The sequence below is a fragment of the Novosphingobium mathurense genome (assembly GCF_900168325.1).
GTDB lineage: Bacteria > Pseudomonadota > Alphaproteobacteria > Sphingomonadales > Sphingomonadaceae > Novosphingobium > Novosphingobium mathurense.
The window spans coordinates 1,059,566-1,084,869 of the sequence record NZ_FVZE01000001.1 but is presented as its reverse complement, the minus strand read 5'-3'; the positions used below and the strand labels follow the sequence as shown (position 1 = coordinate 1,084,869).

Annotated in this window: 27 protein-coding genes; 12 read left to right on the top strand and 15 right to left on the bottom strand. The window is 64.7% G+C overall.

The genetic code is table 11. From position 1 onward, the window contains the following. Window positions 1–13: 13 nt before the first annotated feature. From B5483_RS05175 to B5483_RS05165, 3 genes are read right to left on the bottom strand one after another with little or no spacing between them, the layout of a single operon-like run. Window positions 14–463 carry an HPr kinase/phosphorylase gene (locus B5483_RS05175; protein ID WP_079729647.1) on the bottom strand — a complete coding sequence of 150 codons (450 nt, stop codon included), beginning with the start codon at window positions 461–463 and terminating at the stop codon, window positions 14–16. Continuing rightward, window positions 448–2,025, bottom strand: coding sequence for a sensor histidine kinase (locus tag B5483_RS05170; protein ID WP_079729646.1), 1,578 nt, complete (start codon window positions 2,023–2,025; stop codon window positions 448–450). Before B5483_RS05170 ends, B5483_RS05175 begins: the two co-directional genes overlap by 16 nt. Beyond that, window positions 2,018–2,791, bottom strand: coding sequence for a response regulator transcription factor (locus B5483_RS05165; RefSeq protein WP_054944727.1), 774 nt, complete (start codon window positions 2,789–2,791; stop codon window positions 2,018–2,020). Before B5483_RS05165 ends, B5483_RS05170 begins: the two co-directional genes overlap by 8 nt. Between B5483_RS05165 and B5483_RS22785 the strand changes: the two genes are divergently transcribed. From B5483_RS22785 to B5483_RS05155, 3 genes are all read left to right on the top strand, one after another. Then, window positions 2,790–3,038 (top strand): hypothetical protein, encoded by a 249-nt coding sequence (locus tag B5483_RS22785; protein WP_139383906.1) that lies wholly within the window; start codon window positions 2,790–2,792, stop codon window positions 3,036–3,038. The two genes, B5483_RS05165 and B5483_RS22785, sit on opposite strands and share 2 nt — an antisense overlap. Then, window positions 3,035–4,636, top strand: a complete 1,602-nt coding sequence (locus B5483_RS05160) for a phosphoenolpyruvate carboxykinase (RefSeq protein WP_079729645.1) — start codon at window positions 3,035–3,037, stop codon at window positions 4,634–4,636. The genes B5483_RS22785 and B5483_RS05160 overlap by 4 nt, the downstream gene beginning before the upstream one ends. A 148-nt stretch (window positions 4,637–4,784) precedes the next feature. Continuing rightward, complete coding sequence (locus B5483_RS05155) at window positions 4,785–5,138, top strand: hypothetical protein (protein WP_054944725.1); 354 nt, start codon at window positions 4,785–4,787, stop codon at window positions 5,136–5,138. 68 nt (window positions 5,139–5,206) lie between these two features. On the opposite strand, the gene B5483_RS05150 is transcribed toward B5483_RS05155, so the two are convergent. Then, entirely contained in the window at window positions 5,207–7,066 is a 1,860-nt protein-coding gene (locus B5483_RS05150; protein WP_079729644.1) for a DUF885 domain-containing protein, read from the bottom strand. Between the two features lie 126 nt (window positions 7,067–7,192). On the opposite strand from B5483_RS05150, the gene B5483_RS05145 reads away from it, so the two are divergent. Then, on the top strand, window positions 7,193–7,405 hold the full coding sequence (locus tag B5483_RS05145) for a hypothetical protein (protein ID WP_054944772.1): 213 nt from the start codon (window positions 7,193–7,195) through the stop codon (window positions 7,403–7,405). A 34-nt stretch (window positions 7,406–7,439) separates the two neighbouring features. Here the strand turns inward: B5483_RS05145 and B5483_RS05140 are convergent, their stop codons facing one another. After that, the gene (locus B5483_RS05140; RefSeq protein ID WP_054944773.1) at window positions 7,440–8,096 is read right to left on the bottom strand and encodes an alpha/beta hydrolase; all 657 of its coding nucleotides are present in this window, start codon (window positions 8,094–8,096) and stop codon (window positions 7,440–7,442) included. A 131-nt stretch (window positions 8,097–8,227) separates the two neighbouring features. On the opposite strand from B5483_RS05140, the gene B5483_RS05135 reads away from it, so the two are divergent. Genes B5483_RS05135 through B5483_RS05125 form a run of 3 tightly spaced genes read left to right on the top strand, consistent with a single transcriptional unit; the run spans window position 8,228 to window position 10,687 of the window. Next, complete coding sequence (locus tag B5483_RS05135) at window positions 8,228–9,277, top strand: cysteine desulfurase family protein (protein ID WP_079729643.1); 1,050 nt, start codon at window positions 8,228–8,230, stop codon at window positions 9,275–9,277. After that, complete coding sequence (locus B5483_RS05130; RefSeq protein ID WP_079729642.1) at window positions 9,274–10,353, top strand: cysteine desulfurase family protein; 1,080 nt, start codon at window positions 9,274–9,276, stop codon at window positions 10,351–10,353. The genes B5483_RS05135 and B5483_RS05130 overlap by 4 nt, the downstream gene beginning before the upstream one ends. A gap of 1 nt (window position 10,354) precedes the next feature. Then, window positions 10,355–10,687, top strand: coding sequence for a 2Fe-2S iron-sulfur cluster-binding protein (locus B5483_RS05125; RefSeq protein ID WP_231634515.1), 333 nt, complete (start codon window positions 10,355–10,357; stop codon window positions 10,685–10,687). Between the two features lie 21 nt (window positions 10,688–10,708). On the opposite strand, the gene B5483_RS05120 is transcribed toward B5483_RS05125, so the two are convergent. Then, window positions 10,709–11,248 carry a type 1 glutamine amidotransferase domain-containing protein gene (locus tag B5483_RS05120; RefSeq protein ID WP_079729641.1) on the bottom strand — a complete coding sequence of 180 codons (540 nt, stop codon included), beginning with the start codon at window positions 11,246–11,248 and terminating at the stop codon, window positions 10,709–10,711. A 264-nt stretch (window positions 11,249–11,512) separates the two neighbouring features. Between B5483_RS05120 and parC the strand changes: the two genes are divergently transcribed. Further along, window positions 11,513–13,804, top strand: a complete 2,292-nt coding sequence (parC, locus tag B5483_RS05115; protein WP_079729640.1) for a DNA topoisomerase IV subunit A — start codon at window positions 11,513–11,515, stop codon at window positions 13,802–13,804. A gap of 39 nt (window positions 13,805–13,843) precedes the next feature. On the opposite strand, the gene B5483_RS05110 is transcribed toward parC, so the two are convergent. From B5483_RS05110 to B5483_RS05085, 6 genes are all read right to left on the bottom strand, one after another. Further along, on the bottom strand, window positions 13,844–14,503 hold the full coding sequence (locus B5483_RS05110; RefSeq protein WP_079729639.1) for a retropepsin-like aspartic protease family protein: 660 nt from the start codon (window positions 14,501–14,503) through the stop codon (window positions 13,844–13,846). A 69-nt stretch (window positions 14,504–14,572) separates the two neighbouring features. Further along, window positions 14,573–15,745, bottom strand: coding sequence for a CCA tRNA nucleotidyltransferase (locus B5483_RS05105; RefSeq protein ID WP_079729638.1), 1,173 nt, complete (start codon window positions 15,743–15,745; stop codon window positions 14,573–14,575). Beyond that, complete coding sequence (locus tag B5483_RS05100) at window positions 15,738–16,343, bottom strand: CoA pyrophosphatase (protein WP_079729637.1); 606 nt, start codon at window positions 16,341–16,343, stop codon at window positions 15,738–15,740. Before B5483_RS05100 ends, B5483_RS05105 begins: the two co-directional genes overlap by 8 nt. Next, window positions 16,340–16,885 carry a DUF1285 domain-containing protein gene (locus B5483_RS05095; RefSeq protein ID WP_054944782.1) on the bottom strand — a complete coding sequence of 182 codons (546 nt, stop codon included), beginning with the start codon at window positions 16,883–16,885 and terminating at the stop codon, window positions 16,340–16,342. Before B5483_RS05095 ends, B5483_RS05100 begins: the two co-directional genes overlap by 4 nt. Window positions 16,886–16,949: 64 nt before the next feature. Beyond that, window positions 16,950–17,468 carry a GNAT family N-acetyltransferase gene (locus tag B5483_RS05090; RefSeq protein WP_054944801.1) on the bottom strand — a complete coding sequence of 173 codons (519 nt, stop codon included), beginning with the start codon at window positions 17,466–17,468 and terminating at the stop codon, window positions 16,950–16,952. Between the two features lie 43 nt (window positions 17,469–17,511). Then, a complete protein-coding gene (locus B5483_RS05085) occupies window positions 17,512–18,672 on the bottom strand; it encodes a PQQ-dependent sugar dehydrogenase (RefSeq protein ID WP_079729636.1) in 1,161 nt (386 codons plus the stop codon). Between B5483_RS05085 and B5483_RS05080 the strand changes: the two genes are divergently transcribed. Then, complete coding sequence (locus B5483_RS05080) at window positions 18,671–19,306, top strand: ribonuclease HII (RefSeq protein WP_079729635.1); 636 nt, start codon at window positions 18,671–18,673, stop codon at window positions 19,304–19,306. The two genes, B5483_RS05085 and B5483_RS05080, sit on opposite strands and share 2 nt — an antisense overlap. A 7-nt stretch (window positions 19,307–19,313) precedes the next feature. Here B5483_RS05080 and B5483_RS05075 read toward each other — a convergent pair whose 3' ends face one another. Next, window positions 19,314–20,090, bottom strand: a complete 777-nt coding sequence (locus tag B5483_RS05075; protein WP_245828818.1) for a sulfotransferase family protein — start codon at window positions 20,088–20,090, stop codon at window positions 19,314–19,316. Between the two features lie 214 nt (window positions 20,091–20,304). Here B5483_RS05075 and B5483_RS05070 point away from each other — a divergent pair, with 214 nt between their 5' ends. Next, entirely contained in the window at window positions 20,305–21,438 is a 1,134-nt protein-coding gene (locus tag B5483_RS05070) for a site-specific DNA-methyltransferase (protein WP_054944785.1), read from the top strand. 75 nt (window positions 21,439–21,513) lie between these two features. Continuing rightward, entirely contained in the window at window positions 21,514–22,623 is a 1,110-nt protein-coding gene (folP, locus tag B5483_RS05065) for a dihydropteroate synthase (protein ID WP_079729634.1), read from the top strand. A 31-nt stretch (window positions 22,624–22,654) separates the two neighbouring features. Here folP and B5483_RS05060 read toward each other — a convergent pair whose 3' ends face one another. After that, window positions 22,655–23,410 carry an SDR family NAD(P)-dependent oxidoreductase gene (locus tag B5483_RS05060; protein ID WP_139383905.1) on the bottom strand — a complete coding sequence of 252 codons (756 nt, stop codon included), beginning with the start codon at window positions 23,408–23,410 and terminating at the stop codon, window positions 22,655–22,657. A gap of 129 nt (window positions 23,411–23,539) precedes the next feature. Continuing rightward, a complete protein-coding gene (locus B5483_RS05055; RefSeq protein ID WP_054944788.1) occupies window positions 23,540–24,964 on the bottom strand; it encodes a sigma-54-dependent transcriptional regulator in 1,425 nt (474 codons plus the stop codon). Between the two features lie 212 nt (window positions 24,965–25,176). Between B5483_RS05055 and B5483_RS05050 the strand changes: the two genes are divergently transcribed. Further along, complete coding sequence (locus tag B5483_RS05050; protein ID WP_079729885.1) at window positions 25,177–25,299, top strand: aa3-type cytochrome c oxidase subunit IV; 123 nt, start codon at window positions 25,177–25,179, stop codon at window positions 25,297–25,299. Window positions 25,300–25,304: the final 5 nt, after the last annotated feature.

The following is a 25,304-nucleotide window of genomic DNA, read 5'->3' as shown; positions in this document are numbered from 1 at the left end:
TGAATGCCCGAGCTCAGAAATGCAGGCCGAAGTGCCTGAGCGCGAGTTCGGCCTTGATCGCAAGCGGCCCGCCTTCCGGCCAGGTGCGCAAGTGCGGCAAGGCGATTCCGGCGATCTCGTGCGTCCCGGCTCGCTCGATGAAGCGCGGGGCCTTGGCGTCCAGGGTCAAGGCCAGTGCAAGCGGTACACCGTCGGTGCAGGGAAACTCGAGGATTCCAAGGTTGCGCACTTCGATCATGCCGCGGGTGCGGGGATGCGGGCTGGCAATCAGGCGCGAGCCTTCGGTCCGAAGGAGTACCCCGTCATCGCCCACGAGCAGAGCGCCGCGATCGATCAGTTCGAGCGCGAGACTGGTCTTGCCGCTGCCCGGCGGTCCTTCGATCAGCACGCCGCGCCCGTCAATCGCAACGCAGGTCGCTTGCCGCGTGATGGGTTCGCCGGTGGCCGTCATCCGGCCTGCCATGCCGGGAAGGAAATTTCGATACTGGCGCCGGGGCCGCCGTCGGGCCGGTCGTTCGCCGAGATCCGGCCGAAATGCGCCTCCACGATGGTTCGGGCGATCGCCAGGCCCAGCCCACTGTGCTTGCCGAATTCCTCGCCGGAAGGGCGCAGTGAATGGAAACGCTCGAATATCCGCTCGCGCGCATCGGCGGGGATGCCGGGCCCATGGTCGCAAATGCTGATCTTCACGCGATTGTCCTTCGCACAGAGGGCCACTTCGATCGTGCCGTGATCGGGCGAGAACGACACGGCATTGTCGAGCAGGTTCTGCAGCACGCGTTCGAGGCGCGGAGGATCGCCGGCAACCGTGAGCGGAGCGGTCCCTTCACGGCCGATAACGATGGTGCAGGTCCCGTTGACGCCCCGCTGGTCGCGTTCGGCCACGAGGCCGCGGACCATCTGGCCCATGTCGACGGGTTCGAAGACGGTTCGGCTCAATTCGGCATCGATGCGGCTTGCATCGGCGATCTCGGTGACGAGGAAGTCGATCCGGCGCACGTCGTCCTTGGCAATGCCGAGGAGTTGACGGCGCAAGTCCGGCTTGTCGACGCGGTCCAGGCTCTCCAGCGCGCTGCGGAGCGAAGTCAACGGATTCTTGAGCTCATGCGCGACATCGGCGGCGAAGCTTTCGACCGCGTCGATACGCTGGCGCAGGGCCACGCTCATGTCCGAAATGGCGCGGGCGAGGAGGCCGATCTCGTCGCGGCGGTCGGGCAGGCGCGGGACGACGACACTGCGGTCACGGCCGAGCCGCACACGGACGGCGGCGCGCACGAGCTTGCGCAAGGGCTCGACGATGGTGCGGGCCAGAAACAGCGAAAGCAGGATCGAGACGGCCAGCGCGGCACCGACGATGATCGCCAGGGTCTGGCGCGCCATGCGCACGTTTTCGGTGATGTCGCGGGCATTGCGGGTGACGAGCAGGGCCATGCCGGTGCTGCCGACGGGTGTGGCCGCAATGATGACCGGGGTCTGGTCCGGAGCGGCCTTGTGGCCGATCTCGGTCCGCCCGTCGGCCAGTGCGGCGGCGATCTCGGGCCAGGCGCCGGCGTTGCTGTCCGCCGGGTCGCGATAGTCGGGAATCGGCGGCGCACCGAGCAGGAAATCCATGCCGCGATCAAGCGCGCGGGCGGCATCCTGCAGCCAGGGTTCGCTGGCCGGGTCGATCAGGCGATAGGAGGGCCGGGCAAGGTCGAAGCTGTCGATCTGCAGGCTGCCGTCCGTGCCGAAGAGGCGCAGACGCAGCGATTGGCTGGTGCCGATCCGGCGGATCAGCTTGCGTTGCTTTTCCGGTGTCTCCCCGGCAAGGGCATTGGCAGTGATTTCCGCTTCCGCTTGGGCCAGGCGATAACGCTCGGCCAGCAGTTCACGGCGATAGCTGTCGATGTAGAACAGGCTGCCAGCCAGCAGGGCAAGTGCAATGATGTTCACCGCGAGGATGCGCGCTGTGAGTGAAACGCGCCATGACAGCCCGAGGCGCGCGGCCAGCGAGTGCTTGCGGCGCTTGCCTGTCGGTTCAGCCATCGGAGAACGAATAGCCGGCGCCGTACAGCGTATCGATGGCGGCGAATTCGGGATCGACGGCGCGGAACTTGCGACGCAGGCGCTTGATGTGGCTGTCGATCGTGCGGTCATCGACATAGACGTCATCGCTGTAGGCTGCGTCCATGAGCTGGTTGCGGCTCTTCACCACGCCGGGGCGCAGGGCCATGGCTTCCAGGATCAGGAATTCGGTGACCGTGAGCGAAACCGGCTTGTCGTCCCAGTCGACCAGGTGGCGGGCCGGGTCGAGGCGCAGGCGGCCGCGCACGACGGGCTCGGGCAGGTTCTCCTGCACCGCTTCCTCCGGCGTTGCGCGCACCAGTTCGCTGCGGCGCAGGATCGCGCGAATCCGCGCAACGAGCAGGCGCTGGCTGAACGGCTTGGTGATGTAGTCGTCCGCGCCGAGGGCCAGGCCGAGGGCCTCGTCGGGTTCCTCGTCTTTGGAGGTAAGAAATATTACGGGTAGGCTTGACTGTTCGCGCAGCGCCTGCAGCAGGTGCAAACCGTCCATGCGCGGCATCTTGATGTCGAAGATGGCGAGGTCCGGCGGATTATCGAGCAAGGCCTTCAGCGCCGTTTCCCCGTCGGTATAGACGCGTGTTGCGAAACCTTCGGCCTGCAGGCTGATAGAGAGCGTTGTCAGGATGTTACGGTCATCGTCGACGAGCGCGATCGACTTCTGCTGCTCGATCGGCGGTTGCGTCTGCCCTTCGCTCGCAGGACCGTTGGATGGAGGTGCATCGACCATGGACGCGGTGATTTTGCCTTTGCTGCAAATTCCAACGGGCTGGTTAGCGGGTCGGGGCGTGCATGACAATCGTCCAGCCGAAAAGCTCGCATATCGAGGTAATCCGCCGCACGAAGGTTTCAATTTTGACAGATTTGACGGACAAGGAGGTGTCGATTATGCGCCGGTCGATTCCTTTCAGGAATTGTCGATGCGTCGACCAAAATCGCTGCTGGCAGACGCGTCAATTTGGAGGAGAAAACATTGACCGCTTCCCTTAGCTACCCGCTCGCCCGCCAAGGCATCGAGACGGAGGCCGAGATCTTCGCAAACCTGGGCACGGCGCCGCTGGTTGAGCACGCAGTTGGTAACGGGGAGGGGATGCTTTCTGCAGACGGTCCTTTCGTCGTTGAAACCGGCAAGCACACCGGCCGTTCCGCGAAGGACAAGTTCATCGTCAAGGACACCGAGACGGAAAACACCGTCTGGTGGGGCAAGACCAACGTCCCGATGACCCCTGCGCATTTTGCCGCCCTCAAGGAAGATTTCCTCAAGGCCGTCGCCGAGAAGGACAAGCTTTACGTGGCCGACCTGTTCGGCGGCTCGCAGCCCGAGCATCGCGTCAATGTCCGCGTCATCAACGAATTCGCCTGGCACAACCTGTTCATCCGCACCCTGTTGGTCCGTCCCACCGCAGAAGAACTGAACGGTTTCGAGCCGGAATACACCATCATCGACCTGCCCAGCTTCCGCGCCGATCCGGAACGTCATGGCTGCCGCAGTGAAACCGTCATCGCGGTCAACTTCACCGAGAAGCTGATCCTGATCGGCGGCACGGCCTATGCCGGCGAGATGAAGAAGTCGGTCTTCGGCATCCTCAACTACCTGCTGCCGACCAAGGGCGTCATGCCGATGCACTGCTCGGCCAATATCGGTCCCGATGGCGATACCGCGGTGTTCTTCGGTCTTTCGGGCACCGGCAAGACCACGCTTTCGGCCGATGCATCGCGCACCCTGATCGGTGACGACGAGCATGGCTGGTCCGACACGGCCGTGTTCAACTTCGAAGGCGGCTGCTACGCCAAGATGATCCGCCTTTCGGCCGAAGCCGAACCGGAGATCTTCGCTACCACCAAGCGTTTCGGCACCGTGCTCGAAAACGTGGTGATCGATCCGGTTACCCGGCAGATCGACCTCGACGACAACTCGCTGGCCGAGAACAGCCGCGGTTCCTACCCGATCGACTTCATTCCGAATTCTTCGGAGAAGAACCTCGGCCCGGTTCCGAAGAACATCATCTTCCTGACCGCGGATGCCTATGGCGTTCTGCCGCCGATCGCGCGTCTCACCCCGGACCAGGCGATGTATCACTTCCTTTCTGGATACACCGCGCGCGTTGCCGGTACCGAAATCGGTGTGACCGAACCGGAAGCGGCTTTCTCGACCTGCTTCGGCGCGCCGTTCATGCCGCGTCATCCCACCGTTTACGGCAACCTCCTCAAGGAGCGTATCGCCAAGGGCGGCGTGAAGTGCTGGCTCGTCAACACCGGCTGGTCGGGCGGCAAGGCCACCATGGAAGGCATCAAGCGCATGCCGATCAAGGCGACCCGGGCCCTGCTCAACGCCGCGCTCGACGGCAGCCTCAACAATGCCGAGTTCAAGGAAGACCCGAACTTCGGCTTCGAGGTTCCGGTCGCCGTGGCAGGCGTTGACAGCAAGCTGCTCGATCCGCGCGGTGCCTGGGCCGATGTCGCCGAGTATGACAAGACCGCTCAGACCCTGGTCAAGCAGTTCATCGACAACTTCGAGCAGTTCGAAGACCACGTCGATGAAGGCGTGCGCAAGGCAGCGCCCGTGGCCGCCTGACCGGCGCCTGACGGACTGACGGGAAAGAGGCCCCGGAACTGCGGTTCCGGGGCCTTTCTCTTTGCAGCGAAGCCAGTTCGTCGAGAAGTCCTTGTACCGTCACCGTAATGCGGCATCCTGCCGTCCTCGATAATCTGGAGATCGGCGCATGGGACTTTTCGACGGCATTCTCGGCCAGGTGAGCGAACACGCGGACGTTGCCAATCTGGCGGGCCAGTTGGGCATCGATCCGGCGATGGCCGAAAAGGCGATTGCCGCGCTTGGCATGGCGCATCAGGAACCCGGCGACACGGCGCAGCTTGCCGCCGACAGGACCGGCCTCGACCTCGACACCATCATGAAGGTCATCACTGCGATCGGCGGTGAGGGTTCGCTCAGCCAGTTCGCGGGTGAAGTGGCCCGGGACCCTGCCAGGTTCTCTGCCATCTTCGACAGGGATGGTGATGGCAGCGCCATCGACGACCTGACCGACATGGCCAAAGGTTTCTTCGGGAAGAAGTAAGGGACCCCGCCTGCCACTCCCGGACGTGCGGTTCCTCGAAGGGGAAGCCGCGCGTCCGGAAGCAGAAGTCAGGCGGATTTCATTCGCGCAATGTAGTGTTCGATATTGTCCGCCAGCACGTCGAGCGGAACATTGCCGCCATCGACGACGGCCTGGTCGAAGTCCCGCAGGTCGTAGCCATTGCCGAGCGCGGCGATGGCGCGTTCACGCTGCCGGTTGATCTCGCTGTGGCCCATCTTGTACCCGCAGGCCTGACCCGGCCATGAGCAGTAGCGGTCGACTTCGTTGACCACTTCCTCGCGCTTGTTGCCGTTCTTCTCCATGAAGAAGCGCACGGCCTGCTCACGAGTCCAGCCCTTGGTGTGCAGCCCGGTGTCGACGACCATGCGACAGGCGCGAAAGGCGATGGACTGCAGGTAGCCGAGGCGGCCGACCGGATCGTCGTCATAGGCGCCCAGTTCGTCGGCCAGTTGCTCTCCGTATAGCGCCCAGCCTTCCGAATAGGCATTGAACGCCAGGATCGAGCGGATCAGCGGCAGGCGGTTGGCGTATTCACCCTGCCAGACGTGGCCCGGAATCGCCTCATGGTGGACGAGCGTGGGCAGGTCGTACTTGCGGTGCAGGTCGGTAGTGCGCAAGTTGATCCACATCTTGCCGGGTACCGATCCGTCGATCGAACCCGCACCGCCATAGGCCGTCGGCGCGCCCGGTTCCTCAGCGAGCGGCAGGCGGCGTACCTCGACATTGCCCGCCACGACTTCGCGGAAGGCGCGCGGCATCCGTGCGCGGATCCAGTCGATCCGCTTGCGAATGAAGGAGAGGATTTCGGCGCGGCCGGGATCGCCTCCGGGGAACATGAAGCGCTTGTCCTTGCCCAGCGCCGCCATGCGCATGCCGACCGAACCGTCGCTATAGCCGAGAGACTTGAGGATCGGATCCATGCGCGCGTGGAGCGCTGCCAGTTCCTCCAGTCCGCGCTGGTGGACTTCGGAAGGCGGTACCTGCGTGGTGGTGCTCGCCCTTAGTGCCCAAGCGTAGAACGCTTCGCCGCCCGGTCGCTCGCGCATGCCCGGATCGCCCTTGGCGATTGTCCGCTGGCGCTTGAGTTCGGCAAGTTGGCGTTCGAGCGCAGGCAGGGTCCGCTTTGCAACGATCTCTCTCGCGCGCGCTTCCCAGTTGCCCGGGATCGACGTGGTGCGGCTGACCAGCGAATGGACGAGGCCACCACCGTTGTCGCGCGCGTCTGCGATCGTGCCGGTCATCTGCGCAATGGCCCGGTCAAGCAGGAAGTCGGGCGGGACAAGCCCCTGCGCTGCCGCGTCCTTCATCCGGTCCAGCTCGCCGTCGAGCTGCTGGTCCATCTGGCCGAGCCGTGCGACGTAGGCTTGCGCATCGGCCTCGGTCTTGATCGTATGATCTGCGTCGAGGAAGCGCGGCGTGTCGAGATAGGCGCCCACGTTCTGGATCACGACATAGGGCGTGTTGCGCCAGCCGCCGACGGCGACGTCGCCATAAGGCTGGGCTAGACCGTCGAGCGCGGTCCGGTAGGCGCTTCTGACGACGGCAAGGCTGGTCTGGGTGGAAGGATCGAGTTCGGCGGTGTCGACGGCTTCGACCCGGGCGAGGTCTTCGCTCAAGGTCCGGGCAAGCCTGGCCTTGCCTGCTGCGGAACGGTCTTCGAGGCGATAGCGCAGCGCTGCATGTTCGCCTTCGTCGACGCCAAGGCTGGTCGCGGCTTCGGGCGCATGTTCGAGCAGGCGCCACGCGATCCTGTCGAGCAGGGCCGAAGCCTGCGCAGTTCCGGACTGGCTTGCAGGTGTTGCAGGGGCAGGGGGCGGCGGCGTTCCGGCTATCGAGCGGGCGCAGCCGGGAAGGGCAAGGCTCGCCGTTCCTGCTGCAAGCAAATGCAGCGCCGAGCGGCGCGACATCGGGTTGGAAACATGGGGGTGGCTGAAAACAGGGGGGGTGTTTGTCATGGCCGGGAAGTTGGCGGGGGCCATCTGACAAGTCAAACGCGCTCGCGCGGCTATGCCCACTGCGCTAGAGGGCGTGGTATGGATATCGCGATTTCCCTTCTCGTGCTGACCGCCATCGCCCTCGTGCTGGGCGCCGTCGCACTGTTTCGTCGCGGAGGCTTCCGCAAGCAGGCGATGCTGATGCTGGTCCTGGCCATAGTTATGGCGGCCAATGTCGTGATCTGGACATTGCCTAATTCCGAAGGCCAGTCGCTCGTCACCCAGGCAGACAAGCAAAAGGCGCCGGAATGATCCGACGCCTTTGCAATTTCATGGCGATGCCCACTTACTTGATCGGGCAGTCCGGCGCGAGGCGCATGTCGAGGTAGTTGTCGACGGCGCGCATCAGGTCGCCCATCTCGTTCTCGAAGAAGTGGTTGGCGCGCGGAATCTCGTCGTGGTGGATGGTGATGTGTTTTTGCGTGCGCAGCTTGTCGACCAGCTTCTGTACCGCATTCGGGGTGACCACGGTGTCTGCGGTGCCCTGAATGATGATGCCCGAGGCGGGGCAGGGCGCCAGGAAGCTGAAGTCGTACATGTTCGCCGGCGGAGCGATCGAGATGAACCCGCGAATCTCCGGACGGCGCATCAGCAGTTGCATGCCGATCAGCGCGCCGAAGCTGGTGCCCGCGATCCAGGTGGTCGAGGCTTCGGGGTGGATCGACTGCACCCAGTCGAGCGCGGCGGCTGCGTCCGAAAGCTCTCCGATGCCGTTGTCGAAGCTGCCCTGGCTGCGGCCTACGCCGCGGAAGTTGAAGCGCAAGGTCGCGAAGCCGCGTGCCACGAACGTCTTGTACAGGTGCTGCGTGATGCGGTCGTTCATCGTGCCGCCCGCCTGCGGGTGCGGGTGAAGGATCATCGCGACCGGCGCACGCGGGCGCGGCGCGGGTTGGAACCGGCCTTCGAGGCGACCTTCGGGACCGGGGAAGATGACTGCGGGCATATGCGTTCGGGACCTGACCTGTTGAAACTCCCGCCAACCGGCGGCGATCCTGATCGCCTGCCACCTGCGGGAGTGGAAAAGATGAGGTTCGCTATATAGAAACCTTTGCTCTGAAAACAACTTTGCAAGCGATGTCGACCAAACCACTCTATCTAGACCATGCGGCAACCACACCGCTCCTGCCTGCCGCGCGCGATGCCTGGCTCGAAGGAGCGGCGATCTGGGCCAATCCTTCCAGTCCCCATCGGCAAGGCCGCGCGGCGCGCGCAGCCTTGGAGGAGGCGCGCGCAAGAATCGCGCAACTGCTGGGGTGGACGGGCGAAGTGGTGTTCACTTCGGGCGCCAGCGAAGCGCTCGCGCTGGCGATCGGGCGCAGCAAGAAGCCGCTACGCGCGGTTTCTCCTGTCGAACACGAAGCGGTGCTGCGCCATGCCGGTGATGCGCGGCGCTTGCCTGTGGACGCCTCGGGCCATGTCGATGCGGATTCGGCGGGCGGCGATGGCCTTGTTGCGGTTCAGCAGGTGAACAGCGAGACCGGGGTCATCCAGCCGCTCGACGGGATAGCCGTGAAACTGCGCGAGAGCGGCGGCATCCTCCTCGCCGATTGCGCGCAAGCGGCGGGAAAACTCTCGCTCCCCGATGCCGACCTGATCGCTCTCGCGGCGCACAAGTTCGGCGGGCCGATTGGAATTGGCGCGCTGCTGGTGCGCGACTGGGCGCTGCTCGAACCGGTCGGTGGGCAGGAGCGCGGCTATCGCGCGGGGACGGAAAACCTGCCGGGCGTGCTGGCGATGGCGGCGGCTCTGGATGCCGGTTGCGACTGGATGGGCGAAGCGGCGCGGCTGCGCGGCAAGCTGGAAGCGGGTATTGTCGCCGCCGGTGGCGAGGTGATTGCGGCCGATGCGAAACGCAGTCCGACGATCGGGGGGTATCGCATGCCCGGCAAATCCTCGGCCGCGCAGCTCATTCGCTTTGACGCGATGGGCATAGCGGTTTCGGCTGGAAGCGCCTGTTCCTCGGGCTCGCTGCGTACCAGTCACGTGCTTTCAGCCATGGGGCTGGACGACAAGGCGGCTTCCGAGGTCATCCGTGTGAGCATCGGACGGGAAACTCAGGAGGCGGACATCGACCGTTTCCTCGACGCATGGCGCGAGATCGCCGGAAAGCAGGCAGTGGAATGATCTACCTCGACTATCAGGCGACGACGCCGCTCGCGCCCGAAGCGCTCGAGGCGATGAGGCCCTGGCTTGGCGGGCCGGGCACCATGGGTTTCGCCAATCCGCACAGCCCGCATCGTCCGGGCCGGGCGGCCGCTGCGGCGGTGGAAGTGGCGCGCGATCAGGTTGCCGCGCTTCTCCCGCCCGGTGGTCGTGTCGTCTTCACATCCGGCGCGACCGAGGCGCTCAACCTCGCGCTTGCCGGTGTGGGGCGCAGGCATCTTGCCGTCTCGGCCATCGAACATGCCGCAGTGCTCGATACGGCTCGGACGCTCGATCCCGCCACGACTATCCTGCCCGTCGACGAAGAGGGGTTGGTCGATCCTGCGGTCTCGCTCCGCCAAGGGATCGGCTTGGTCGCGGTCATGCAGGTCAACAACGAGATTGGCACGATTCAGCCGGTGGGGCGGCTTGCCGATGCAGCCCATGCCGCCGGGGCGCTGTTCCTGTGCGATGCGGTGCAGGGCGCGGGCAAGATCGCGCCGCCTGCCAATGCAGATATTATCGCCGTGTCCGCACACAAGCTCTACGGTCCCAAGGGCATCGGAGCGCTTTGGGTCCGCGACGGGCTGGAACTCGCCCCGCTGATCCTCGGTGGCGGGCAGGAACAGGGATTGCGTTCAGGCACGCTCAGTCCGGCCTTGTGTGCCGGTTTCGGGGCGGCTGCGGCCCTATCGTTGGCGCGCATGGAGGAAGACGAGGCCCATGTCGCGCTCCTGTGGAAGCGGGCCCGCGAGATACTCGGCCGCTGGACGCTCAATGGATCGGAAGAAAGTCGATGGCTGGGTAACCTCAACCTGCGCCTGCCCGGGCTCGACGTGACCCGACTAATGTCCGAGTTGCGCCAGGTCGCTTTTTCGGCAGGATCGGCCTGTGCCAGCGGTTCCGGACGGACCAGTCACGTCCTGAAAGGGATCGGACTTGTCGACAGGGATGCCAAAGCCTCTATCCGTCTCGGATTCGGGAGATATACTGAGGTCCGGGAATTGGAGGATGCCTGCGCACAAATAGATGCCGCGGCGGCGGCGCAGGGAGTCTGAATTGCTGAGCGTTCGATTTGTAACTGCCGATGGAAACAAGCTTACGGTTGAGGCCGAAGCAGGGGCATGCCTTCTCGAGGTGGCGCAAGCGGCCGGGATGCCGCTGGAAGGGACCTGCGAAGGGCAGATGGCCTGCTCCACCTGTCATGTGATCGTGGCGCCGGAATGGTTCGAGAAGCTGGAGCCCGCTTCCAACGATGAAGAGGACATGCTCGATCTTGCCGCCGGCGTGACGCGGACCAGCCGCCTGTCATGCCAGATCGAACTGACCGAGGCGCTCGACGGTATCGAATTGCGCATTCCCGGCGTTTCTCACGACATGCAGATCGGCTGATCCGCGAACGGGCAGGTCGCGTCAGGCCGCTTCGGCCATGGCGTTGACGGCTTCGATCACCGCGCTGGAGAAGGCCGGGATGTCGTCCGGCTTGCGACTGGTGATGAGATTGCCGTCCACGACCACTTCCTTGTCGACGACCGTGGCGCCCGCATTCGACAGGTCGGTGCGGATCGAGGGCCAACTGGTGACGGTGCGACCGGCGAGGCAATCCGCCTCGGCCAGAAGCCACGGTCCATGGCATATCGCCGCCACAGGCTTGCCGCCATCGACGAAAGTGCGCACGAGATCGACGACCGTGCGGTTCATGCGCAGGTTGTCGGGGTTCATCTGTCCTCCGGGCAGGACGATTGCGTCGAACTGGCTGGCGAGCACGTCCTCGATGTCGATGTCGACATCCACGCTTTCGCCCCATTCCTTGTGGTTCCAGCCTTTGATCTGACCGGTTTCCGGGCTGGCGACAGTCGTTTCGATGCCTGCCGATTCAAGGGCCTCGCGCGGCTTGAGAAGTTCCGACTGTTCGAAGCCGTTGGTGGCGATGATGAGGACCTTTTTGGTCATCGATGAATCTCCTTGGAGCTGAGGGGTTGCAGGGAGAACGGGTGAGGAGCGGGCGCAGTTCCGGGAAGCGCCAACGGCTCGGCGCGTTCGCGGGGCAGTCCGGTGATCGGGCTCGACCGGCGCCCCGCCCCCTGGATTGCCAGCCTGGAGCAAGGCTACATGACCTCAGCGCGGCGACGATAATGAGCAGCCTTGCGGCAAGTTATGGAAAACGGGGAAATGCGGCTTTGGACCGCGGGTCGGCACTGCTAGTGCTGGCAAACCATGGTGACTTTGACAGAAGACGAATCCGATCCCTTCGACGCCATCGTCGATGCGCCTTTCGACGCCGCTCTGTCCGAGCGTTATCTCGTCTATGCCCTGTCCACGATTACAGCGCGTTCGCTGCCTGACCTCAGGGACGGTCTGAAGCCGGTGCACCGTCGCCTGCTCTGGGCGATGCGGCAGCTCAAGCTCGATCCGGCGAGCGCCTACAAGAAATCCGCCCGCGTCGTCGGCGATGTCATCGGTAAGTATCACCCGCATGGCGACGCCTCGGTCTATGACGCGATGGTCCGTCTCGCGCAGGACTTCTCGCTGCGCTACCCGCTGGTTGAGGGGCAAGGCAACTTCGGCAATATCGACGGCGATAACGCGGCGGCCTATCGCTACACCGAAGCGCGCCTGACGCGCACGGCGATCCAACTCATGTCGGGGCTGGACGAAGGTACGGTCGACTTCGTCCCCACCTACAATGGCGAGGAAAGCGAGCCGGAGATATTCCCCGGCCTGTTCCCGAACCTGCTGGCCAACGGGGCCACCGGTATCGCGGTGGGCATGGCGACCTCGATCCCGAGCCACAACGTGGCCGAGATCATCGATGCCACGCTGCTGCTGATCGACAATCCCCATGCCGAACATGCCCAGCTCATGGAAGTGTTCCATGGTCCGGACTTCGCGACCGGGGGCCTCGTGGTCGATAGCCCAGAGGCGATTTCCCACGCTTATGAGACCGGCAAGGGGGCCTTCCGGATGCGCGGGCGCTTCTCGACCGGCAAGGACGGGGACGGCAACTGGGAAGAGACGGGCATCGAAAAGCTGAGCAGCGGGCAGTGGCAGCTCGTCATCAGTGAGATCCCCTACATGCTTGCCAAGGGCAAGCTGATCGAGCAGGTCGCGCAGCTCATTGCCGACAAGAAGCTGCCGATCCTCGAAGACATCCGCGACGAGAGCGACGAGCAGATCCGTATCGTCTTCGTGCCCAAGAGCCGGAACGTCGATCCCGAACTGCTCAAGGAGAGCCTCTACCGGCTCACCGACCTCGAATCGAAGTTCAGTCTCAATCTCAACGTGCTGGATTCGCACCGAACTCCGGGCGTGATGGGCATCAAGCTGCTGTTGCAGGAGTGGGTCTACAGCCAGATCGACATCCTGCTGCGTCGCACCCGCCACCGCCTCGACAAGATCGCCTCGCGGCTCGAACTCGTCGAAGGCTACATCATCGCCTATCTCAACCTCGACCGGATCATCGAGATCATCCGGACCGAGGACGAGCCCAAGCCGGTGATGATGGCAGAATTCAACCTGACCGACAGGCAGGCCGAAGCCATCCTCAACATGCGCCTGCGCAGCCTGCGCAAGCTCGAGGAAATGGAGCTGCGGCAGGAACGCGACGACCTGCTCAAGGAGCAGGAAGACCTGCAGAAGCTGCTCGACAGCCCGGCACGCCAGCGCACCCGTCTCAAGCGCGACCTGACGACGCTGCGCAAGGACTACGCCGAGACCACGGTACTGGGTCGCCGCCGCACCACGATCGCGCAGGCCAGGCCGACGGTCGAATTCTCGATGGACGCGATGATCGAGAAGGAGCCGGTGACGGTGATCCTTTCGCAGCGCGGCTGGATCCGTGCGGCCAAGGGCCATGTTGCGCTGGATGGCGACTTCAAGTTCAAGGAGGGCGACGGCCCAGCTTTCGCCTTCCATGCGCAGACGACCGACAAGATCCTCATCGGGGTCGACAACGGTCGCTTCTACACGCTCGGCGCGGACAAGCTGCCGGGCGCGCGCGGGTTCGGTGAACCGATCCGCACGATGGTGGATATCGATGCCGATGCCCATATCGTCGCCGCTTTCGCGCATCGTCCCAAGGCGCAGTTGCTGCTGGCCTCAAACATCGGCCGCGGCTTTGCTGCAGAGTCCGACGAGATCCTGGCCGAAACCCGCAAGGGCCGCGCGGTGATGTCGACCAAGCCGGGGGTGAAGCTGGCGGTCGTGCGGGAGATCCCGCCCGAGCACGACCATGTCGCGGTCGTCGGTGAGAACCGCAAGCTGGTGATCTTCAGCCTCGAGGAACTGCCGGTCCTCGCCAAGGGGCAGGGCGTGACGCTGCAGCGCTATCGCGACGGCGGCATGTCCGACGTGACGACGCTCAAGCTCGAGGACGGCCTGTCCTGGACGATGGGCGGCGATACGGGGCGTACGCGGACCGAGAAGGAAATGGTGATGTGGAAGGTTGCGCGCGGCGCGGCGGGACGTCTGCCGCCCAACGGCTTCCCGCGCGACAACAAGTTCCAGTAAACCGACAGCGCCACCGACGCTGTCGGGGACTGGCTGCGGTCAGGATCCCGAGGCCGGTTGCGGATGGTTCGGGACGAGGATCAGTGTCCGGCCCTCGACCCGCCAGCTGGCAAGGCGCGAGAGGAAATTCATTCCGATCACGTTGGCATCGCCCAGGCCCGGGGCGACCACGGTATCGAGATCGCGGGCGACGATGTTGCCGAAACGGAATTCGCGGATCGTGCCGACTTCGGCGCGAACCACGCCGTTGGCCGTACGCATCGCGATGGACTGGCGGATCGGTTTGGGGTCCACGCCGGAAAGCCCGGCAGTCTGCGGTGAGATCGCGGTGATCGTCGCGCCGGTATCGACGAGGAAGTCCTGCGGCACGCCGTTGACTTCGGCGGTCACCCAGAAGTGCCCGTCGTCGCTGATCGGCACGCGCGTCTCGTTCCCTTCCACGGACTGGCGCGGCATTCCGAACTGGGGCAGGGCGAAGTCGGTATCGGTGGTGAAGCGGGTGACCTGCGCGATGGTCAGGAGCAGGGCGGCCACCAGGCCAAGATGGCTGACACCGCGCAGCAGGCCTCCAAGCTTCGGGGCGGACCGACGCAGCATGCCGCCCACGACCCCGATGAAGATCGCAAGCATGGCCAGCGCCAATAGTGGCTGGCTGGCAAGGTAGCCTGTCAGGTCCGAAATGTAGGCGGACAGTTCCATTTGCGGATCATACCACTTCCCGGCTTGCCTGGCGCTGACTGAGATGGCGGGCCAGACTTGGGAATTGCGTCAGGCGGCGCGGTCGGCGAGTTCCGCGTCGAGCAGGGCATCGACCCGGGCCCTGTCGGGGAAACCCTCGGCGATCCAGCGGTCCTCCACACTGCGCAGGATGCGCGCGACCTCGGGACCGGCGCCGACACCTCTGGCAACGATCTCACCGCCCTTGAGCGGGAACTGCGGGATCTCCCAGCCATCGAGCGATGACGCATCGGCACCGGCGATCAGAAGACGGTCGAGCGCTGCATCGATGCCGAGGCGATAGGCGAGGGCGCGCGGCGTGCCCGGTTCTTCCGTCCGTGCAGCTGCGGTGGCCAGGCGCTTTTTCTGCGCGCCGGAGAGACGAAAGCGCGAGGCCACCTGTTCGGCCAGTGCCACTTGCGCAGGCAGGAGCGCTGCCAGTCTTCGCAGGGGATCGGGTGCGATGGCCTGGCACATCTCTGCCGCGACAAGCGCCTCGAGGGCTTTGGGATCGGCCTCGGGCAGGATGACGGCAAGGACGCCCAGTTCGGCCATGCGGTGCAAGGTCGGGGACGGGTCGGACAGACCGAGCAGGTTCATCGTCTCCATCCCGATCCGTTCGCGCGACAGGCCCTTGAGCGTGGCTGCGAGTTCGGCGCAGGCATCTTCCGCTTCCCGGTCAGCAGGTTGCGATCCGAACCTGGCCTGGAACCGGAAGTAGCGCAGGATACGCAGATGATCCTCGCGGATGCGCTGGCGTGCATCGCCGATGAAGCGGACGGTGCGCTGTCTCAGGTCGTGAAGGCCCTCGAAGAAGTCGAAGATCTCGCCGCTTTGGGGATCGGCGTAGAGGGCGTTGATCGTGAAGTCGCGCCGCGCCGCATCGTCACGCCATTCGCTGGCGAAAGCCACGGTGGCGCGGCGTCCGTCGGTGCTGACGTCATGGCGCAGGGTCGTGATCTCGACCGGGCCGCCTGTCAGGACTGCCGTCACGGTGCCGTGCTCGATGCCGGTCGGCACGTTGCGAATGCCTGCGGCATCGAGCCGGGCGATGACGTCTTCAGGCCGAAGTGTCGTTGCCATGTCGATGTCCTTCACCGGCAGGCCCAGCAATTCGTCGCGCACCGCGCCGCCGACGAAGCGGGCGTTGTCGCGGCCAAGCACCTCGACCAGTTCCACGATATCGGCACGCCGCATCCATTCGGCGGCGAGGCGGTCAGTCATTCCAGTTCAGCCTGCAAGAGAGATTGTGAAGGATTGCACCGGTGACGCCCCAGATGCGATGGTCCTGGCCACGCTCGGACCAGATGATTTCGACGAATTGGTGCGCGCAGTTCTCGAATTCGACCGTTCGCGTCTGCTGGTTGGCCGGATCTAGCACGAAGTCGACAGGGGCCTCGAACCATTGCGCCACTTCGGCGGGGTTGGGCCTGATATCCATGTCCGGCGGCACGACGGCGACCACCGGCGTGATCTCATAGCCGCTGCCGGTGCGGTACAGATCGCTGGCACCGACCACGCGCACTCTTGCCGGATCGATGCCCAGTTCCTCGTTGGCTTCGCGCAGCGCGGCCTCGATGGCCGTTTCGCCCTGATCGATGCGTCCGCCGGGAAAGGCGATCTGGCCGGGGTGCGCCCGCATCGTCGAGGGGCGATGCAGCAGGAGAATACCCGGCCGCTTGCGCTCGGTGATCGCGATCAGGACCGCGGCGGGTTTGAACGTCTCGATATTGGCGATGCGCGGATCGCTCCACAGCCGCGAGGGTTCTCCGACGTGACCGCGCTCGAAGCGGCGCGAGACCTCCTCGAACAGCACGCTCATGCCGGGGTCAACGAAAAGGTCGCGCCGCCGCTCGTCACCGCCAGCTCGTCGTTCTCCAGCGCGATCTCGGCCAACTGGGCGTAAGTGCTGCGGTTGAGGCGGGCCTCGGTGCCGTTGCGCACGGCAAGGTAGAGCGCAGGCGTATCGGGATCGCCGTGGCTGCGGATGGGATGTTCGGGGCCGGCGATGATCAGGTCGTCGGTGTTCAGGCGAAAGGCGATGTCGCGGCCTTCGCGCTTGAGGTCGACGGCGATGAAGGCCGCATCCTCGACCTCGATGCTCAGCTTCTGGCTGGGCGTGACGAGCCAGTGCTGCCCGTCTTCGTCGCGCGTCAGCAGCGAGGCGAAGGCGCGCACCATGGCGGGACGGCGGATCTCGCCGCCTTCGTGATACCAGAGCCCGTCCGCCGCGATGCGCATGTGGCTGTCTTCGACATGCGCGGGTTCCCATTGCGAGACGGGCGGCAGTTTGCGGGCTGCCACCAGTTCGGCAACTTCGGCCAGCGATAGACCGGAGAGTTCGGGAGGCGGTTCGTAAGGCATCGTCGTGCGATGCCAGATAGGGCTTTTCGCGCCAAGGTCCAGTCGGCGCGGTTCCGGGGATCGATCAGCGCAGCCAGGGGCCGAGCATGCCCTTTGCCGGAAGCACCGCCGGATTCTCGCAGCGCACCAGCAGGCGGCGCGGTTCGAACGGTCCGGGCAGTTCCCAGCCGCCGGTGCCTTCGTTGGAGAAGCCCCAGAAGCGACCATAGTACTCCGGATCGCCGATCATGACCTGCGGCAGCGGCGCGCGGCCGTCGATGCATGCCATGCTCGCCGACATCAGCGCCTTGCCGTAGCCCATGTTCTGCAGCTCGGGCAGCACGGCTACCGGGCCAACCATGATCATCGGATGCGCACGGCCTTCCGGGTCGGTCAGCGCGACCGGCCAGCACTGGATCGAACCGACCAGCATGTCGTTGGAATCGAGTGCAGCGAAGCTGAGCGCCGGGAGCCAGTCCACCCCGTCACGTACCTTGTAGGCAGTGCGCTTGTGTCGCTCGGGTTCGAACGCGCGGTCGAGCAGGGCCTCGACGAGGGCGGGTTCGACATTGTCGAGCGGAATGATGGTGGCACTATCGGACATGGCGCGCGCCGATAGGAGCGACGCGGGCGTTTGTCGATTCAATTCACTCCCTGACCGGCGTCAGTTTGAGCAATTTGCCAGAATTGCGCTGTTCGCCGTCCTCCAACAGCCAGATCGTGCCGTCCGGAGCCTGCTCGATCTCGCGGATCCGCTTCTCGAAGGAGTAGCGCGCTTCCTCGATCGCCTTGTCGCCATCGATCCGGACCCGGACGATGCCGGGATCGACCATGGCGGCGATCAGGGCCTGCCCCTGCCATGCCGGGAAGGCCTCGCCGGTGTAAAAGATGAAGTCGCCGGGGGCGATGACCGGGTTCCAGCTGATTGCCGGCGCGGCGAGGTCGGGCCGCGTCTCGTGGCGCGGGATCGGCCTGCCATCGTAGTGATCTCCGTTTGAGACGAGCGGCCAGCCGTAGTTGCGCCCCGGCTCCACAAGGTTCAATTCGTCGCCGCCGGCCGGGCCGTGTTCAAGGTCCCACAGCCGCCCTTGCGGATCGAAGGCGAGGCCCAGCACGTTGCGGTGCCCGTAGGACCAGATCTGGTTGGTCGGCGCGGGCTTGTTTGCCCAGGGATTGCCGGGGGCGGGAGATCCGTCAGGCAGGAGCCGCACGATGGAACCAAGGTTGTTGCCGAGGTCCTGTGCCGGGGTCAGCTTCTGGCGCTCGCCCGAACTGACGAAGAGGTGCTGCCCGTCCGGCGAGAAGGCGAGTCGGTGGGAGAAATGGCCGCGGCCGGTGACCTTGATGCTCTGACGCCAAATCACCTTGAGGCCGTCCAGTGCACAGGCGGTTTCTTCCTGGCAGGACAGGCGTGCCTTGCCGACGGCTGCGCCGCGGGTGTTGCCCTTGCCTGCCTCGACCCAGCTCAGGTAGACGATCCGGCCATCGAGCGTGGGACCGCTCTGTCCCGGCGCGAAGATCACGTCGCCGAATCCACCCTGGCCGCCGTAGTCGACCTTGGGCAGGCCGGTGACGCTTCCCAACCGGCCGTCGGCAAGGCGCAGACGCATCGTTCCGGCCTTTTCGGTCACCAGCAGCGCGCCGGATTCCTCGTCGAAATCCATCGCCCAGGGCTCTTCGAACTGCCCCATTTCCTCTATCGTGAAGGGGCCCTTGCTCTGTGCCTTATCCCCGGTTGCGGCCGCGCCGCAGCTTGCGAGGGAAAGGGGGAGAAGGGATAGCGTAGCAAGCACGTTTCGAATGAGCATGGGCACCTGCGTGAGTAAGTTGGTCTCAGGAACAGTCCGCAGTGGCGGTATCGTATTCGGTGTCGACGAGGCCGGTCGCGGTCCGCTTGCCGGTCCGGTTGTGGCCGGAGCGGTCCTGTTGTGCAAGCCTCGACCGCCAGGGCTCGACGATTCCAAGAAGCTCTCGAAATCCAGAAGGTTGCAACTCGAGGAAGTGATCAAACGGCGGTGCCAGTGGGCCGTCGGCGTGGTCGATGTCGAAGAGATCGACCGACTCAACATCTTCGGCGCGACGATGCTGGCGATGACCCGCGCAGTGGCCGGGCTCTGCGAGAAGATCGGCGCGGAACCGGACGAAGTGCTGGTGGACGGCAACATGACGCCGCATGGTCGGCGCGAGGAATGGCGCTGGAAGGCCCGGGCGATCGTGGGCGGCGACGCGCTGGAGCCGTGCATTTCCGCGGCCTCGATCATCGCCAAGGAGCACCGCGACGCGATCATGCGGTCTCTGGCTATGGTCCATCCCCATTATGGGTGGGAGCGCAATGCGGGATATGGGACCGCACAACATCTCGAGGCGCTGCGCCGGCACGGGCCGACCGTCCATCACCGCCGCAGCTTCGCGCCCGTGGCCCAGCTGGAAATGCCGGTCTAGAGGTGCCTCAGGCGGAAGAAGGGCCAAAAGCCTTGGTGCGCATCGCGCTGGCGTAGCCGCGCGCAACCGCTTCGGCTTCTTCGGGTGTCATATCCGCTTTGCGGACCAGCCCGCTTTCGTCCAGGTCCTTGCTCGTGTTCACTACGGGATAGGGCTCGTCCGGAACGGGTACCTCGAGGAACTGGCACAGGCCATCCCAGCCATCGCCGAGCCGATGGATGTGAAGGCGTCCGGGCGGAAGCGCCGAGATTACTTCAGCCTCCCATTCGCGGAAGTAGCCGACCATGAAATCGTGGTCGTCGATGCGATCGCCGAAAGGTCCGAAAACGGCCGGTTTCAGGGCCTTGTCGAGAGGCGGCTCGCTGAACTTGGCCCGGTTGCCGGGTGAGAAGATCGTGCGGGACACCGACTTGAACCAGTCTTCCGCATCGCGCGTCGAGAGGATGACCTTGGCCTGCGGATAGTAGGCGGCCAATTCGCGCCAGTAGCTGCAGGTCGGGTAATCGACGGTTGAGGCGAACCCGTCGAAGATGGTGTCCCAGTCCGGTTTGCCTGCCGTGACATTCATCCACAGCGGTATCTGGTGGCGTCCATCGGAAAAGATCTCGATCATGTGGAAGCATGGCCCGAAGCCCAGATGTTCCAGCGCGAGCTTGAGTGACATCGTGCCGGTGCGGCCCAGTCCCGCGCCAATGACCTTGAGTGCCATGTCGATCGCCTCCCAGTGGTTCGACAGGGAGAATACATCCTGCAAGCGGGCCGCAGGTAACAATTTTTTATCCACGAATCCGGCGAGTCGCAGGCACCACATCTTGAGTCGCAAGGGGTCTTGCAGACTCAATATACGGTGTCGGATTCGTTTTGTTCTCCTGCCCTGCGCCTTGAATCGGCAGGATTCCCCACGAGTCGCGACTTGACGGCGAGTCCGGAAAGACTCAGTTTATGCCCTTTCCACAGCTGATTTGCGGCTGAATTGCACAAGGGACATCGGAACGGCCATGGGGCAGGTACTCGTCAAGGAAAGAATTCGTGCGCGCGCGCCTGCGCCGACGCCGAAGGAATTGCTGCCGCTGGGTCAGATCATCCCCGGTGACTGCATCGAGGCGATGCGCACCATTCCCGATGCCTCGGTCGACATGGTCTTCGCCGATCCGCCGTACAACCTGCAACTGGGCGGCGATCTCTCGCGGCCGGACGGCAGCCACGTCGACGCGGTGACGGATGACTGGGACAAGTTCTCCAGCTTCGCCGCCTACGACAAGTTCACCCGCGACTGGCTGACCGAGGCGCGCCGCGTGCTCAAGCCCGAAGGCTCGCTGTGGGTGATCGGTTCGTACCACAACATCTTCCGCCTTGGCGCGATCATGCAGGACATGGGGTTCTGGATTCTCAACGACATCGTGTGGCGCAAGGCGAACCCGATGCCGAACTTCAAGGGGACCCGCTTCACCAACGCGCATGAGACGCTGATCTGGGCTTCGATGGGCGAAAAGTCGAAGTACACCTTCAACTATCGCGCGATGAAGACGCTCAACGACGAACTGCAGATGCGTTCGGACTGGGTGCTGCCGATCTGCGGCGGGCAGGAGCGTCTCAAGAAGGGTGGCCGCAAGGTGCACCCGACGCAGAAGCCCGAAGCGCTGCTTTACCGGGTAATGCTGGCGACGACCAACAAGGGCGATGTCGTGCTCGACCCGTTCTTCGGCACCGGCACCACTGGCGCGGTAGCCAAGCGCCTGGGCCGTGACTGGATCGGTTGCGAGCGTGAATCCGACTATCGCGACGCGGCGATGGAACGCATCGAGATGGCGCTGGAACTCGACGAATCCGCGCTCAAGACGATGCAGTCCAAGCGTACCGCGCCCAAGGTCGCCTTCGGCACGCTGGTCGAAACCGGCTGGATCGCACCGGGCACGCAGATCTTCGACAAGAAGCGCCGCTTCACCGCCACCGTGCGTGCGGACGGTTCGCTCGTGGCAGGCGATGTCAACGGTTCGATCCATGGCGCCGGTGCCCAGCTTCAGGGTGCACCTTCGTGCAACGGCTGGACATTCTGGCACCTCGAGCATGAAGGCGAGGTCAAGCCGCTGGACTCGCTGCGCCAGCTCTACCTGCTCGCCACCGAGCCGTGATCCCCACATCCTTCTGACTGTATCGCCATGCTGAAACGTGTTCAGCATGGCGCCGCAAGTGGCTAAGGGGGCGGCATGACCAAGCAACTCTACATCCGCCCCATCGCCCTTGCCGACAACCCGCAAAGCGAGGAAGGCGAGGCCATCCGTCTGGGTGGTTCGATGGTCTGGGCCAGCCGCTTTGCGGTCATCGTGCGCGAAAACGGCAAGGTCTTGTCGCGCGCACGCGTCTCGGCAGCCGAGATGCCCGGCGTCCTGGCCGCACTCCCCACCGAACTTGGTGCGCAGGCCGAGACGCAGTGGACGAACCTGCGCAAGGCGCATGCCCCGCTACAGTGCGGCCAGCGCACGATCCGGCTGGATCAGCCGCAGGTCATGGGTATCCTCAACATCACGCCGGACAGTTTCTCCGACGGCGGCGAGTTCATGGACAAGCCGCAGGTCGCCTTGGACCATGCCTCGGCCATGCTTGAGGCCGGCGCGGCGATCATCGACGTGGGTGGGGAATCCACTAGGCCCGGCGCGGCAGCGGTATGGGAAGGCGACGAGATCAGGCGCGTGGTGCCGATGGTAGAGCGCCTGTCGGCGATGGGTGCCGCAATCAGCGTGGACACCCGCCGGCCCGCGGTTTGGGAAGCCAGTCATGCGGCGGGCGCGCATGTCTTCAATGACGTCTCGGCGCTGCGCTACGATCCGCGCAGTCTGGACCTCGCCGCCAGCACCGGTGCGCCGGTGGTGCTGATGCATGCTCCCGGCAGCGGTGAGGACCTGCACGCGAACGGTGATTATGCCGATGTCGTCCTCGATGTCTTCGACTGGCTTCGCGAATCCCGCGACAAGGCGGTTGCTGCAGGCATCGCGGCAGAGAAAATCCTGCTCGATCCGGGTATCGGCTTCGGCAAGACCCTGGCCGAGAACCTCGCGCTGATGAATGCCCTGCCGCTGTACCATGGCCTCGGCCAACCGCTGCTCGTCGGCGCGAGCCGCAAGCGCATGATCGGCGCGCTTTCGAACGAAGCACCCGCACACGATCGCCTCGGTGGATCCCTGACGTTGGCGCTCAAGGCGCTCGATGCCGGGGTGCAGGTCGTGCGGGTGCATGACGTGCGCGAGACGGTGCAGGCGGCGCGCGTCTGGCGGGGCCTGCGCGATGCGGCGCTGACCGATTTTTCGCAACTGGTCTGAGCGATCCTGCCAGCGAGGAAACGGATCCAGCCTAGAGGCTGTACCCGCCGTCGCTGACCAGCACCGTCCCGGTGATCGTCGCGGCAGCGTCCGACAGGAGAAACGCGATCTGCCCGGCGATCTCGTCGCTGCGTGCGAAACGGCCCAGCGGGGTCGCCAGTTCTCCCATCGCGGCAATTGCGGCCTCGCGGCTGCCATGCTGTTCCACGAAGTCGCCGAACATCGCCACCTGGTCCCAGATCGGCGTATCGACTCCGCCGGGTGCCATGGCATTGACCCTGATCCCTTTCGAGGCGCCTTCCTTGGCCGCTACTTTCGCAAGCTGGATGACGCCGGCCTTGCTCGCACCATAGGCGGCGGTTCCCGGCTCTGCCTTGATCCCGCTGACCGATGCCGTGAGGACGATGCTGCCGCCCGCGTCCTGCATCGCTCGCATCGCGCATTGCAGGGACAGGAACATGCCGTCCAGATTGGTCGAGAGAACCTGGCGCCAGTTCGCGAGATCGAGATCGACGATCGGGGCGCTGTCGGCCCGCCCGGCATTGAGGATGGCGCAGTCCAGCCGGTCGAGGCCTGCCGTAACCTTGGTCCACAACGCGGGATTGGCGACGTCGCCATGATGCCGGACTGTCTCGCAATCGGCTGAGAAAGCGGCGAGGGCCTGCTCATCCTTGTCGATTAGGATCAGACGGGACAGGCCCCGGGTGCAGAGGTGCCGGGCGCAGGCAGCGCCGATGCCGGATGCCGCGCCGGTGATGAGCGCGGTCTTGCCTTCGAAACGGGGCATGGAATTTCCTTCAGATGACATGGTCCGCACGGCACGAATGCCGCGTCGCTGGGGAACAGTCCGCCGGGGCGGTGTCACTGGACCAAGTCGGGAAACTCCTTGATTGCGCAGGCGCGGAATATGGCCTGCTCAGGCCGCGTTGTCGATGCCGAGTTCGCTGAGCTTGCGGTAGAGCGTGGACCGTCCGATGCCGAGCCGCCTTGCGACCTCGGTCATGCGGCCGCGATAGTGCCCGATCGCGAGGCGGATGACGTCGGCCTCGATGTCTTCCAGCGGTCGCAGGTTGCCGTCAGGCGTGTAGAGCATGACCCCCGAGCTTTCCTGCATGGGGTTCCCGGCGACTGTGGATGGACCTGTGCCCAGTATGTTGAGAAGCTGTGGAAAATCTTCCGACGTCAGCGCGTCGCCGTCGCAGAAAACTGCGGCTCGGAACAGCACGGCCTGAAGCTGACGGACGTTGCCCGGCCAGTCGTAGGCGGCCAGCAGCGACAGGGCGCCATCGGTGATGCCCAGCTCGCGCAGGCCCGGCTGCTCGCCGATGCGGGCGAGGAAGAAGCGGGTGAGGGCGGGAATGTCCCCGGTCCGCTCGCGCAGCGGGGGCAGTTCCACCTTGGTGGGCGAGAGGACTTCGAGCAGTTCGGGCAGGAAGTGTCCCTGGCTGACAAGGTCCTGCAACGGCAGATTGCTGGCGGCGATAACCCGCACATCGATGCGGAAGGAGTGATGCGCGCCGATCGGGCGAACGTCGTGACGGCGCAGCGATTCCAGCAGGCGTTCCTGGACGGAGAGCGGCAGCCGGTCGACCTCGTCGATCGCCAGCGTTGCTCCGTCGCAATGCTGCAATGCGCCGACCTGGCGGTCGAACGCGCCGGGAAAGGCGCCTTTCTCATGCCCGAACAGGGCCGTTTCCACCGAGTTTCCCGCAAGCCCGGCGATATTCACGATGCGCAGCGGCAACTTTGCGCGCGGGCTGGCCGCGTGCATGGCACGGATCAGCAGTTCCTTGCCGGATCCGCTTTCGCCCTCGATCAGGACATGCCCGTGGCCGCGCGCGGCCTTGGCGGCCACCGCCAGTGCCTTGCGGAAGTTGGGCGAGGCCCCGATCATCGATTCGAAATCGGGGCTCGACGGCATCTTTTCCGTTAGCGGTGCCAGTTCGTCACGCGGCGTTTCCCGGGTCGTGGCCGAGCGCAGCGCGTGCATGAGCCGGTCCGGTGCAACGGGTTTGACGAGATAGTCGGCGGCACCCGCGCGCATCGCTTCCACGGCGAGAAGCGGGGACGTGCTGGCGGTCAGCATCAGGATCGGCAGGGCGGGGCGGCGCGACTTCAGCTCGGAAATCAACGAGCAGGCATCGTCGCCCGGCACCCATTGATCGAGGATGATGGCCGATAGCTGCATGCCCTGGCGCGTGCCCAGGGTTGCAATTGCTGTTTCCGCGTCATGCACGATGATCGTGCGCCAGCCTTCGCGCCCGGCGAGGGCCGAGATCAACCGGCTCTGCGCCGGCTCATCGTCGATAAGCATGAGTAGGCGCTGTTCGAGATCCGCCATTTGCCCGCCTTGTATCAAGCCTCTGCAGTGTCTTGCGAAAGTCTTAGGGCAATCAGGTAAAGACGGGATTAAGCCTGAACTGTCTCATTCCGGGGCGCAGTGGTGGCCTTGGCAGAAGTGAGAGGTCGGCCTGCTTCGGGCTTGAGTGCAGCGCAGCATGCAGCTAGAGCTTGGTCAGCAATTACAAAAACCGTTACTTGGGGAACGAAATCATGGCTTCGGGCAATGACATGCGCGCCGCGCAGGAAACCTACAACAGCTTCATCAAGGCGGCGACCTGGGGTACCGGGATCTGCATCGCCGTCGTGGCGGTCGTCATCGGCCTGATCGCCTGATCTGA